The organism is Nonomuraea sp. NPDC050556, assembly GCF_044457355.1.
GTDB lineage: Bacteria > Actinomycetota > Actinomycetes > Streptosporangiales > Streptosporangiaceae > Nonomuraea.
The window spans coordinates 690,876-702,640 of the sequence record NZ_JBITGU010000001.1 but is presented as its reverse complement, the minus strand read 5'-3'; the positions used below and the strand labels follow the sequence as shown (position 1 = coordinate 702,640).

The 11,765-nt window shown below is 70.5% G+C and carries 12 protein-coding genes; 6 read left to right on the top strand and 6 right to left on the bottom strand.

Annotated features, from left to right (window positions below):
• Positions 1-35: 35 nt before the first annotated feature.
• Positions 36-1,508, bottom strand: coding sequence for an alpha/beta hydrolase (locus ACIBG8_RS03560; RefSeq protein ID WP_397340900.1), 1,473 nt, complete (start codon positions 1,506-1,508; stop codon positions 36-38).
• Positions 1,509-1,610: 102 nt separating this feature from the next.
• On the opposite strand from ACIBG8_RS03560, the gene ACIBG8_RS03555 reads away from it, so the two are divergent.
• The 3 genes from ACIBG8_RS03555 to ACIBG8_RS03545 all read left to right on the top strand — a co-directional run bounded on the left by ACIBG8_RS03555 (position 1,611) and on the right by ACIBG8_RS03545 (position 3,857).
• Entirely contained in the window at positions 1,611-2,738 is a 1,128-nt protein-coding gene (locus ACIBG8_RS03555) for a histidine kinase (RefSeq protein WP_397340899.1), read from the top strand.
• A gap of 8 nt (positions 2,739-2,746) precedes the next feature.
• On the top strand, positions 2,747-3,391 hold the full coding sequence (locus ACIBG8_RS03550) for a LuxR C-terminal-related transcriptional regulator (protein ID WP_397340898.1): 645 nt from the start codon (positions 2,747-2,749) through the stop codon (positions 3,389-3,391).
• A 112-nt stretch (positions 3,392-3,503) separates the two neighbouring features.
• Positions 3,504-3,857, top strand: coding sequence for a hypothetical protein (locus ACIBG8_RS03545; RefSeq protein WP_397340897.1), 354 nt, complete (start codon positions 3,504-3,506; stop codon positions 3,855-3,857).
• Here ACIBG8_RS03545 and ACIBG8_RS03540 read toward each other — a convergent pair.
• Complete coding sequence (locus ACIBG8_RS03540; RefSeq protein ID WP_397340896.1) at positions 3,854-4,171, bottom strand: hypothetical protein; 318 nt, start codon at positions 4,169-4,171, stop codon at positions 3,854-3,856. The genes ACIBG8_RS03545 and ACIBG8_RS03540 overlap by 4 nt on opposite strands.
• A gap of 84 nt (positions 4,172-4,255) precedes the next feature.
• The gene (locus ACIBG8_RS03535; RefSeq protein ID WP_397340895.1) at positions 4,256-5,152 is read right to left on the bottom strand and encodes an NAD-dependent epimerase/dehydratase family protein; all 897 of its coding nucleotides are present in this window, start codon (positions 5,150-5,152) and stop codon (positions 4,256-4,258) included.
• A 70-nt stretch (positions 5,153-5,222) separates the two neighbouring features.
• Here ACIBG8_RS03535 and ACIBG8_RS03530 point away from each other — a divergent pair, with 70 nt between their 5' ends.
• From ACIBG8_RS03530 to ACIBG8_RS03520, 3 genes are all read left to right on the top strand, one after another.
• On the top strand, positions 5,223-6,182 hold the full coding sequence (locus ACIBG8_RS03530; RefSeq protein ID WP_397340894.1) for a GlxA family transcriptional regulator: 960 nt from the start codon (positions 5,223-5,225) through the stop codon (positions 6,180-6,182).
• Positions 6,183-6,283: 101 nt separating this feature from the next.
• Positions 6,284-6,721, top strand: coding sequence for a hypothetical protein (locus tag ACIBG8_RS03525; protein ID WP_397340893.1), 438 nt, complete (start codon positions 6,284-6,286; stop codon positions 6,719-6,721).
• 168 nt (positions 6,722-6,889) lie between these two features.
• The gene (locus ACIBG8_RS03520; RefSeq protein WP_397340891.1) at positions 6,890-7,765 is read left to right on the top strand and encodes a hypothetical protein; all 876 of its coding nucleotides are present in this window, start codon (positions 6,890-6,892) and stop codon (positions 7,763-7,765) included.
• Positions 7,766-7,872: 107 nt separating this feature from the next.
• On the opposite strand, the gene ACIBG8_RS03515 is transcribed toward ACIBG8_RS03520, so the two are convergent.
• The 3 genes from ACIBG8_RS03515 to ACIBG8_RS03505 form a co-directional block, all read right to left on the bottom strand.
• A complete protein-coding gene (locus ACIBG8_RS03515; RefSeq protein ID WP_397340890.1) occupies positions 7,873-8,052 on the bottom strand; it encodes a hypothetical protein in 180 nt (59 codons plus the stop codon).
• Positions 8,053-8,168: 116 nt separating this feature from the next.
• Positions 8,169-10,118, bottom strand: a complete 1,950-nt coding sequence (locus ACIBG8_RS03510) for a hypothetical protein (RefSeq protein ID WP_397340889.1) — start codon at positions 10,116-10,118, stop codon at positions 8,169-8,171.
• 32 nt (positions 10,119-10,150) lie between these two features.
• Positions 10,151-11,686 (bottom strand): ABC-F family ATP-binding cassette domain-containing protein, encoded by a 1,536-nt coding sequence (locus ACIBG8_RS03505; RefSeq protein WP_397340888.1) that lies wholly within the window; start codon positions 11,684-11,686, stop codon positions 10,151-10,153.
• Positions 11,687-11,765 lie beyond the last annotated feature (79 nt).

Sequence of the window (11,765 nt, the reverse complement as noted above, 5' to 3'; positions counted from 1 at the left end):
TCTCCTCACTAAAGCCGTACGCTGTACCGTACAGCCTACGGTTCAGGAGTGCAAACGGAGTCCGCGGGGAGGGCTCCGGTGGCCAGGTAGGCGTTGACCTTGGTGTTCACGCAGGCGTTGCCGTACTCGCCATAGATCCCGTGTGCGGTGGCGCCGCGCAGGGTGAGCAGGCGGGAGCCGGTCAGCGCCCGGTGCATGGCCCTGCTGCCCTCATAGGTGGTGGCGGTGTCGCCGGTGGAGGAGAGGATCAGCGCGGGGGTGGAGTTGCCGATCACCGTGAGGGGCTCGCGCGGCCGGTTCGGCCAGAAGGCGCAGGGCCAGATGGTGTTCTTGAGGGGGCCGAAGAGGGGGTGGCGGGTACGGCTGCGCTGGACGTCGTTCCAGTAGACGCCGGGGTCGCGCGGCGCGGCGCGGTCGCCGCAGACGATCGCGGCGGTCGGGCTGACGAGCGGGGAGCCCGCGCTGGTCAGGACGAACCTGAGGAATCCCTCGAGCTGCGGGCCTGGTACGGCGGGGCGGCCGTGCGCCGCCTCGTTCAGGGTACGGACGGTGGCGGCGAACTCCGCGCGGGCCGCGGGGCGGTCGTCGCCCGGTCCGATGGACAGGATGTACGGAACCGTCTGGCTGTCCACCTCGTGCGATCCGACGCGCAGGGGGCCTTTCCGCGCAACGATCTTGTTCACGGTGGCGAGCACGGCCGCGCGGGTGTCACCGAGGCCGTAGGTGCCGTGCCGTTCAGCGGCCCACTTCGCCCAGCCGCTCAGCGCGCGTTCCGCCTCGTCCTCCCCGCCCCGCATCGCCCTGGGGCCCCACGTGCGCGGATCCCCGGCGCTGTCCATGACCACGCGGTCGGTGCGGCCGGGGAACATCTGGGTGTAGACCGCGCCCAGGTAGCTGCCGTAGGAGACGCCGAAGAAGGAGATCCGCCGCTCCCCCAGGGCGCGGCGCACGAGGTCGATGTCGCGGGCCGTGTCGCGCGTGTTGGCGTACGGGAGCACGTCGGCGTGGCGCCGGGCGCAGCGCTCGGCCAGGTCGCGCTGCACCGCCACCTGCCGGTCGAACCGGGCGCGGGTCGGACCGGCCGAGCGGATCCACATGCCGATCGGCCAGCCGCAGTCGATCGGCGTGCTGCGCCCGACGAAGCGCGGGTCCAGGCCGATGAGGTCGTAGCGGGCGGCGACGTCCTTCATGGCCGCGCGCATCTGCAGGGGCATGCCCAGCGTGCTCTCGCCGGGCCCGCCGCTGTTGAGGACGAGGGCGCCGATGCGGTGGGCGCGGTCGGTGGCGGGCAGGCGGGACAGCGCGAGCTTGATGGTACGGCCGGCCGGTCTGGAGTGGTCGAGCGGCACGGTGAGCTCGACGCACCGGGCGCCCGCCCGGTCGAGCTCCTTGCCGATGGGGTCGCCCTGGGAGCAGGGTTTCCAGTCGAGCGGGCCGCTGTCGGCTCTGGCCGGGAGCGCGAAGGCGGCGGACAGGACGATCAGAGCAAGGGGAAATGTCGCTTTCATGATCGAGTACGCTATTTCGGCTGGCCGTGCGGCACGATACAGCGGGCCGCAGGCGCGTTACTACAGCCCGCTGTAGTCCTCGACGGGGAGAGGGAGGTGCCCATGCGCGACCGTGCGTTCTCCGGCTCGGTCTACCTGCTGGGCACGCTGGCCACCGCCGTACTCACAGCGCTCGCCCTGCCGGTGCTGCTCGCGCCGCCAGCGGCGCGGGGCTGGGCGGGCCTGCACCGGCGGCGGGCCGCCAAGCTGCTCGGCGTTCCCGACGACGGGCCTCCCGGCGTACGGCGGGCCCTCGCCTGGGCGTTCGCCCACGTCTTCGCCGGGTTCACGCTCGGGCTGGCCGCCCTTCTGTGCCTGGGCAACATCCTGACCGGCGCGGTGGTGATGACGTCGTGGTGGGCGTTTCCGTACGACGCGCGTCCCACCCTGTTCTCGTTCCTCGACGTCCCCGTGGACGATTGGGCGACCGCGCTGGCCGGGGGCTCCGTGCAGGTCGCCGTCCTCAGCGCCGCGGCCTGGTGGGGGCTGCCGGTGCTGGCGCGGCTCCACGCGCGGCTGTGCCTGGCGATGCTCGTGCAGTCGGCCCGCGAGCAGCTCACCGAACGCGTCGACGTGCTGACCAGGAGCCGGGTGGGCGTCGTCGACGCCCACGGCACCGAGCTCCAGCGGATCGAGCGCGATCTGCACGACGGGACGCAGGCGCGCCTGGTCACCATCGCCATGCAGCTCGGCCTGGCCAGGGAGTTGCTCACCGACGAGCAGAACCCGCTGGCGACGCTGCTCCGGCAGGCGCACGAGACGACGGAGGAGGCGATGGTCGAGCTCCGCACGGTGCTCCAGACGATCTACCCGCCGATCCTCGCCGACCGGGGGCTCGACGGAGCGCTGGCGGCGCTGGCCGCCCGGTCGAGCGTCCCGGCCCACGTCGAGCTCACCGATCTGGGGACGCTCCCGGCGGCCGTGGAGGCGGTGGCCTACTACGTGATCGCCGAGGCGCTGACGAACGTGACCAAGCACGCCGCCGCCACGCGGGTGTCCCTCCGGGTCGAACGCTCCGGCGACCTGCTGTCCGCCGAGGTCGCCGACGACGGACGGGGCGGCGCGGACGACGCGCGGGGCACCGGGATCGCCGGGATCCGGCGGCGGGTCGCCGCCCTGGACGGCACGGTCCGCCTCGACAGCCCACCGGGCGGGCCCACCACGCTCGCCGTACAGATTCCCTTGCTCTAGGAGGTCCCATGCGGGTCGTGATCGCCGAGGACAACGTCCTGCTGTCCAGCGGCCTGGAACTGCTGCTGGCGGCGAAAGGCTGCGAGGTCGCGGCGGTCGTCCGCGACGGCGAGGCGTTCCTCGACGCCGTCGCGGAGCACCGCCCCGACATCGCCATCGTCGACGTACGGCTGCCGCCGTCGTTCCGCGACGAGGGGATCCATGCGGCGCTGCGTGCCCGCCGCGAGCACGGCGCGCTGCCGATCCTGGTGTTGTCGCAGTATGTCGAGCGCGAGTACGCCGGGGAGCTCCTCTCCGACGGGCGCGGCGGCATCGGCTACCTGCTCAAGGACCGTATCGGGCGGGTGGCCGAGTTCATCGACGCCCTGCGCCGCGTCGCGGCCGGGGGCACGGCGATGGACCCCGAGGTGATCGCCCAGCTCCTCGTCCGGCGCGGCGGCGACCCCCTGGACACGCTCACGCCCCGCGAGCGGGAGGCGCTCGCCCTGATGGCGCAGGGCCACGACAACGCCACGATCGCCGAGCGGATGCGCATCTCGGACAACGCCGTGCACAAGCACATCGGCAACATCTTCGCCAAGCTCGGCCTTGCCCAGGACGACTCCGGCCACCGCCGCGTCCGCGCCGTACTCGCCTACCTGGACGCGGCTTAGCTCCCGGTGCGCCCGCTGCCAAGAACACTGCGCGCTGTGCTAACGACTTCCATGATCAACCGTACGTAGGCTGCGCAGGTCGGATCCGCCGAACGGGATTGAGGTACGGCACATGAAGCGAAATATCAGGCGATGGGGTGCCCTTGGCACCGCGGCCATTTCCCTGGCAGGGGCCATGGTCATCGTGGGCGGCGCCACGGCGGCGCACGCGGACACCCGGTGCAGCGCGAGTGCGATCTACATCAATGACAGTCCCGGGGGTGACCCGAAGCAGCGGGCGTACGGCCATTCCCACAACACCGGCAACCACTACGTCAACGGTTCCCTGTGGGACGCCTATCGGGGCTTGCACAAGTGGTTCTGGATGGCCGACAACGACGGCGGGCAGGACGGTGACAGCGCGGACACCTTCTACGGCAACTCCTGGTGCTATTCATCCGCCCCACCGCAGCCGTCCAGCTCCTAGCAGTTCTTGAACCCGCGGGGGTACGGGGCCCAGAGCCTCACCGAGGACTCGAACCACCACGTGCGTGAGGAACCCCCGGGGATGTAGTAGCAGTGCAGGTCGGGGCCGCGGGCGATGTCGATCTTCTTCCTCGACCCGCGGCTGCCGCAGTTGGTCCAGGTCAGCTTCCACGTGCGGACCTTGGTGTAGGCGTTGAACGACTCGCGGACCGAGCCGCCGCAGTTGGGGTCCGCCGCGGCGGCCGGCGCAGCCCCCGGCCCGAGGGTGAGTACGGCGGCAGCGGCCAGAGCCGCGCCCGCGATGGCTGTGCGCATTGCTTCCTCCTCCGTGTGGCGTTCCGTGCGCTCAGACCGTAGGCGGGCGGATGTTGAGCCGGTGTTGAGGAAGCGTTGGATGTCCTAGCGGCCCGCCATCTCGAGGAGCGCCCGGTCCAGCGGGGTGGCCTCGAGACCGAGGGCTTCCCGGGTGAACGTCGAGTCGAGGACGAACGGCCGCCGGTAGAGGTACTGCATCTCCGGGACCTCGGCCATGATCGAGTCGGCCTTGGCCAGGGCGCGGAGGCCGGTCAGCGGCAGGCTCTCCAGCTTCGGCTCCGGCGCCCCCGTCAGGGACGCCAGCCGTACGGCCAGCTCCCGCGCGGACATCAGCGTCGACGGCACGTGCCACGCCCGCCCCCAGGAGCGTTCGTCCCCGGCCGCCGCGACCAGCGTGCGCGCGACGTCTCCGACGTACGACCAGCTCTGCTGCACGTCCAGGTCGTAGGGCAGGACCGCGGGATCCCCGGCCAGCAGCGGCGCGGTGACCATCAGGTTGAACAGCGAGTAGACGCCCGCCCCGAGGTAGTCGGCGGCGCGCACCTCGCTCACCCTGGCCGTCGAGGCCAGGGCGTCCTCCCAGATCCGCGCCCGCACCGCACCCTTGATCGTGGTCGGCGCCATGGGCAGATCCTCGGTGAAGGACCCATCCACCGGGCCATAGCCGTACACATTGCTCAACATCACGAAACCCACCCCGGTCCGTTCCGCGGCGATCAGCTGCGCTGCCGCCAGCGCCGGGAACTCTTCAGGCCAGCGGTCGTACGGCGGCGCGGCACAGTTGATCATCGTGCTCGCCCCCTGGACCAGCGAGGTCAGTGCATCGGCGTCGGTGGCATCGGCAGCCACCCGCTCGACCAGCGGGTGCTCGGCTCCGGTGCCGCTCCGGGTGATCTGGCGCACCCGCTCGCCGGAGTCGGCCAGCAGCCGGGCGGTCGCCGTACCGGTCGAACCCGCTCCAAGAACAACGGTGAAAGTCATGGGACCAGCGTGGCGCCGGTGGCGGAGCTAGAGTAGTGGCCGGAATGCCAGATACCCGGAGGTTTTGGCCATGCACCGTATCGTCGTCATCGCCACCCCTCCCGTGACCGTGTTCGACCTGTCCATCCCCGAGATGGTGTTCGGCGCGGCCGAGGTGGACGGAGGCCCTGGCTATGAGGTCGTCTTGTGCGCCGCCGACCCCGGCCACATCACCGGCACCTACAGCCTGGACGTGCTGATCCACCACGGCCTGGAAGCCGTGGCCGACGCCGACACCGTCATGGTCACCGGCTCAGGCGCCCGCGACAACGCCGACCCCAGCGTCCTGAACGCCCTGCGCCAGGCGGCGGACGCGGGTAAACGCGTCGCCTCCATCTGCACCGGCGCCTTCACCCTCGCCCAAGCCGGGCTGTTGGACGGCCGAGCCGCCACCACGTACTGGGTCCATTCACGCGAACTGAGCCGCCGCTTCCCCGCCATCGAAGTCCAGCCCGACGTCCTCTACGTCGAGGACGGCCAGATCCTCACGTCCGCCGGGCTCAGCGCCGGAATCGACCTGTGCCTGCACATGATCAGAACCGACTACGGCGCTGCCGTGGCCAACGCCGTGGCCCGCCTCGCCGTCTTCGCCCCCGTGCGCCCCGGCGGCCAGGCCCAGTTCATCGACTCCCCCTTGCCACCCGAACGCGGCACCTCCCTGGCCGAGACCCGGGAATGGGTCCTGCGCCACCTGCACGAGCCCCTGACCCTGCCCGACCTGGCCACCCACGCCCACACCAGCGTCCGCACCCTGACCCGCCGTTTCCACGCAGAAACCGGCCTCAGCCCGTTGCAGTGGCTCCTGCACCAGCGCATCCAGCGCGCCAGAGAACTCCTGGAAACGACCGCGCTGCCGATGGACCAGGTAGCCAGCCACAGCGGCCTGGGCAGCGCAGACACCCTCCGCCACCACCTGGTGAAGCGCCTGGGCCTCACCCCCAGCGCCTACCGCACCGCCTTCAGCCCAGCAGGCAGAGCAGAACCCGCCTGAACGACTCCCCGGTCAGCCGGGCGCGGCGTGCGTTCCTCACCTTCGAGCCGCCGCCGCTGGAGAACCGGCGGCTGGTGCGCGCCGCCCTCAAGCTGCCACGCGTGTCGGCGTGCCAGGTGGGCGAGCGGGGCCTGGAGGTCTGGAACACCGGAGCCGCAGGGCAGCGGACGACCTGGCAGGCTCAGCCGACCTGGAACGTCAAGGCCGTCACGTACGCGTGGAACGACCCGCTGGAGATCGACGTGTCCGCGGCGTTCCTCGGTGACGATTCAGCGGTGACGCTGGGCCTGCGGGCGACCGACGAGAAGGACCCGCTGAGCAGCTTCGTCTTCGGCAACGCCGCGCAGCTGGTCGTGGAGTCGGCGACAGCGCCGCCCACGCCGACCGATCCCACCACCGAGCGCAAGCCGTGCGACAGCCGTCCCTACCTGAACACCGCCACGCCCCAGGTGCGTGCGGCGGTGCGGCTGGAGGAGGACCGCGAGGCCTCCGGCCGCTGGCAGTGGGAGAAGACGGACGGCACCGGCCAGCGCGAGTAGGTCACCCCGGCCACCTACGGCTCGGAGCTGTCCTCGTCGCTGCCCGCCGGTACGCACGAGGGTGGTTACCGCTGGCGGGTCAGGGCCGAGGACGGCTGGGCCACGAGCGAGTGGAGCCCGTGGTGCGAGTACGCCCTCGACCTCGTCGGGCCGGAGACCGCTCCGACGGTGAGCGCCGCCATCTACTCGGGGAGCGACCCCGTGGGCGGCGTCGACGTGCCCGACGAGTTCAAGCTGAGCGTCAACGGCGCCCACGACGTGGTGGGGTTCAGGGCCACGCTCTACGGCTCCTACGACCTGCCCGCCGGCGAGGACGGCACGGCCACGCTGCCGTTCACGCCGTGGCGGCCCGGCCAGTACACCCTGGAGGTGGTGACCTACGACAGGGCGGGCAACCTCAGCCCGGCGGCCCGGCACACGTTCACGGTCGCCAAGTCGCCGCCGGACGTGCCGACCGGCATGACGATCCTGGTGAACCAGACGCCGCTCACGCTCCCCCGTCCGAACTGCGCACGAGGCGAGGACCGGCCGTGGTACGGACCCGGGGCCGCCTATCCCACGGCCCGCTTCGTCAACCGTGACGGCGGGCCGATCGTGGCCAGGTTCCAGTTCCAGACGCTGGACGGCGAAGCCGTGGAGGAGAAGACGACGGTCCCGCAGTATTCGGGCGCTTACACCTCGATGGAGATGACCGACAAGCTTCAGGACGGCCAGATCTACCGCTGGCGGGCTCGGGGCGAGGACACCGTCAACGAGGTGAACGGCGAGTGGAGCGCATGGTGTGAGTTCGGGTACGACGCGGTCGGGCCGAAACAGCCGCCGGCCCTGTCGGTCTCCGGCGAATCGATGACGCTCGGTCCTGACGGGAACGAGGGGATCACGGGCTACTTCTACGGCGCCCCTCCCGGCTACCCCGGGACCGCCATACGTCACGTGGAGGGCCGCGAGGCCACGGTCACCTTGCCGCCGGACGAGTATGTGGCGGTCTTCGCCCACGACAGGGCGGGCAACCTCAGCCCGGTCGCCACCTACATCAGGAACTGAGCGCCGCGCCTTCTCCTTCGGGAACTCTTGGAGGAGAAGGCGATGGGGCCTGTTCTTCAACAGTCAGAGCGTGGAGCCCGGTCGCAAAGCTGCGGCTGGATGGCCTGCTATGCCTGGCCCGTCTCGGGCTTCTTCCTGGTCAGCGCGACCGAGAGGCCGGCTCCCAGGCACAGGGCGAGGATCAGGCCGAGCAGGAAGTTGTGCGAGGCGGTGCCGACACCCATACCGACCGCCAGACCGGTCGCCATACCGAGGGCCCAGTTGGTGTTCTTGTTCTCGTTCGTCATGCTTCGATCTTGGCCTGCTGGAGCGGTTCGGCGTAGACGCAGCAGTCATGGGTGGTAGGTGACAGCTGTCATCGACATCGCTGTGAAGAAGTCCATGAGCCGTACCTGCCTCGTGGCTACTGGCGGGAAAGTGCGCGGGTGAGGCCGGCCAGGATGGTCGTTGCGAGAATCCACCCGGCAGTGATCAATGCGGCGGCCAGCCACTGTTGCAGGCCGCGCGGCCCAAAAGCGCCCTCCTGGCCGAAGCTGATGATCGGGAGGAGCAGGTCCAAGGTGAAGAGGAAGGCGTTGAAAGGGGGTGCTTCGCCGGGTTTGAAGGCTGGTGGTTGGTCGAGGGTGAAGATGACCGTGCCGATGAGGAGCAGGGCTGCGAGCCACACTGCGGCACGAAAGGGGCGGTAGCCGTACCCGACGGTCCAATCCTGGAGGTATCCCCACAACCGCGCGCCGAGCCGTTGTCCCGTCCGGCGGCGGCGTTGTTTGGCCAGGAGCACGTCACGGGCGGCCTCGTCGTGGCCGTGCCTGCGGTAGACGGCGCCCAACTGTTCGTAGGGCTGAGGCTGGTAGGTCTCCTTGGCCAATAGGGCGAGTCTGTCCTGGACGGGGAGGGGGGTTTCCAGGCTGTCGTAGGTGAAGCCGTTCATCAGGACGCGTGCGGGCCACTGGCCGGGGACGTCGTCGAGGACGCCGACCCGGCTGTGGCGCAGGTCGACGGTCCCCCGCAGGACGGTTCGCGGGCCGATCTTCAGTGAGGCTGCTTCGACGCCATCGAGGTGGAGGTCACCGTCGATGGTCGTCTCGGCCAGGCACAGGGTGGCGGCGATCTGGGTGTTTCTGAGCGAGAGGTCTCCTGTGGCGGTGAAGCCTTCGCAGCAGTCGAGGCTTCCGCCCGTGGTCGTCTCCCACAGGGACAGGGCACGCCTGCCGGGGTTGCTCAGCGCAGCGCCGTGAAACGCCACGCTGCCCTCGACCCGGGCGTTGATGAGCACGATCTCGCCGTCGACGCGGAAGCCTTTGCTGCAGCTGAGCCAGCCGGTGGCTCCCAGTCGCCGGAGGGAAAGAGCCGTCGCGTCCGGGTTGGACAGTTTGGCGCCGTCGAAGTTGACCGATCCGCGCACCTGGGTGGAGTCCAGGAAGATCTCCCCGTCGGCCACGAAATCAGGTGTGGCGCGCATTCCGCTGCCGATCTCCATCAGCGGTGCGTTCAGCGCGCGTCGTCCCGGGTTGGTGAGGGTCGCCTGCGCGAAACGGAGCGAACCGGCCACGCGGGCTCCGCGTAACAGGACTTCGCCTTCGGCCGTGAAGCCGTCGTCGATGACGAGCGCGCCTTCGACGGTGAGCCGCTCCGCGTTCAGGGCTACGCCTTCGGGGTTGGACAGGCGGGCGCCGCTGAACACGCACCGCCGCCCGATCCGGGCCTCCTGCACGCTCAGCTCACCGCTGGAGTGGAGGCGGGCGCACGACAGACCGCCGTCGATGACGATTCCCTCTGCGGTGAGTGAGCGCCCGATCCGTGCGCCGTCGAGGGTCATCGAGCCGCCGATCCTGGCGCCCGCGACGCGCATGTCCCCGTCGATGACGGCGTTCACGCACCGGAGGTCGCGGTCGACGATCAGGCCGTCGGCGTGGAGGGCGTGGATGGCTGCGCCGTTCAGGTTGAGCGTGCCGGAGACGTGGGCTCCGGCGAGCTGGATCGGGCCGCTGATCAGGCAGTCCTCCAGGCGCAGCGTGGCGCTGATCGCCGCGTCCGTCGCCTGGAGGCCGGGCGCCCGGGAGGCGGCGAGGTTGATCAGGCCGGTGCGGGCTCCGGTGAGGACCGGCGCTTCCTCGAACTCACACCCGGTCAGGATCAGCGGGCGGGGTAGTTCGGCGTACGACAGGTCCAGGCGGCCGGTGATCCGGGCTCCGGACAGGTGCAGCTGCCCGGCAAGGGTGCCGAGCAGCATCCTCGCGAGGATCTCAGCCCGTACGGCGGAGCCGGAAAGATCCACCGGACGGGCTGTGGGAAACGCCTCCCAGACGGCGAGCTCCGGCTCGGACAGATCCTCGATGATCACAACGCTCATCCTGCCCTGCTCGAGCGCCGGTCCGCCACACCTCACCCGAGCGCGAGAACCGTGTCGATGCCGATCCGCTCGAGGAAGACCTGGTCATGGCTGATGATCAGAAGGGCTCCGCGATAAGCGTCCAGCGCCTCCGCGAGCTGTTCGACGCTCGCGAGGTCGAGGTTGTTGGTCGGCTCGTCGAGGATCAGCAGCTGCGGCGCCGGCTCGGCCAGCAGCAGCTTGGCGAGCGAGACCCGGAACCGTTCGCCGCCGGACAGCGTGCCGACCGGCCGGTCGACGCTGCTCCCCCGCAGCAACAGACGGGCGAGCTGGTTGCGTATCGTCCCCGGCGGCGTCTCCGGCGCGACGGACCTGACGTTCTCGATGGAGCTCGCCCCGTCGTCGAGCCCGTCGAGCCGCTGCGGCAGGTAGCCGACGCGATCGGTGAGCAGCTCGCCACCCCCACGCCCCTGGACCAGCTCCTCGACCAGCGTCGACTTCCCCGACCCGTTCGGCCCGACGAGCGCGACCCGCTCGGGACCCTGGATGACGATCTCGCGCCCGAGTGCGCGAAGGACGGCGAGCCGTCGCCCGCGCGGGACGTCCGGGTCGGGCAGCGTGAGGTGGATGTGCTCCTCCTCGCGCACCCGCGCGTCGGCGGCGTCCACGGCCGCCTGCGCGGACTGGACCTTGCCGTCGAGCGTCGACCGCATCGCCCCCGCCGAGACCTGGGCCTTGCTGGCCCGGTTCCCGGCGAGGATCTTCGGGATGTTCTGCGTCTTCTTGGCGGTACGTTCCCGGCGGGCGAGCTTGGTCTCCGCCTCGATGCGCTGCCGCTTCTCGACCTTGAGCGCCTGCTGGGCCGAGCGCGCGGCCTGGACGGCGGCGGCCTGCTCCAGCTCCAGGCTCTCCTTCCAGGCGCTGTACGGCCCGCCGAACGTGGTGAGGCGCCCGGCGTACAGCTCGGCGGTGTGGTCCATGTGCTCCAGGAGCTCGAGGTCGTGGCTGACCACGACGAGGGTGCCAGGCCAGTCGTCCACGAGGTCGGCCAGCAGGGCTCTGGTGGGCCGGTCGAGGTTGTTGGTGGGCTCGTCGAGCAACGTGATCGGGGTACGCCGGAGGCGCAGCCCGGTGATCGCGATCAGCATCGCCTCCCCGCCGGAGACGCTGGTGACGCTCCGGTCGAGGTCGGCGGCGGTGAACCCGATCCGGTGCAGCGCCTCGTCGGCGCGCGCCTCGATATCCCAGTCGTCGCCGATGACGTCGAAGTGCTCCTGGTCCACCTCACCGTCCTCGATCGCCCGCATGGCGGCGAGGACACCGTCGATGCCGAGCAGCCCGGCAAGGGTCAGGTCGTGGCTGAGGGTGAGCGTCTGCGGCAGGTACCCGACCTCACCGGAGACGACGATCCGCCCTGCGGTCGGGGCGAGGGCACCGGTGACGAGACGGAGCAGGGTGGACTTCCCCGCCCCGTTACGCCCGATCAGTCCTGTACGGCCGGCCGCCAGCGTGCCGTTCACCGCGGACAGCGCGACAGTCCCGTCGGGCCATTGAAACGTCAGGTCGTGCAGGGTAATAGCGGAATTCATGAGGTTCTCTTCACTGAAGATCGACGCGTTCGGGAAACGGTCCGAACATGCCGGTGCACCTCGGGCAGGGGGATACCAA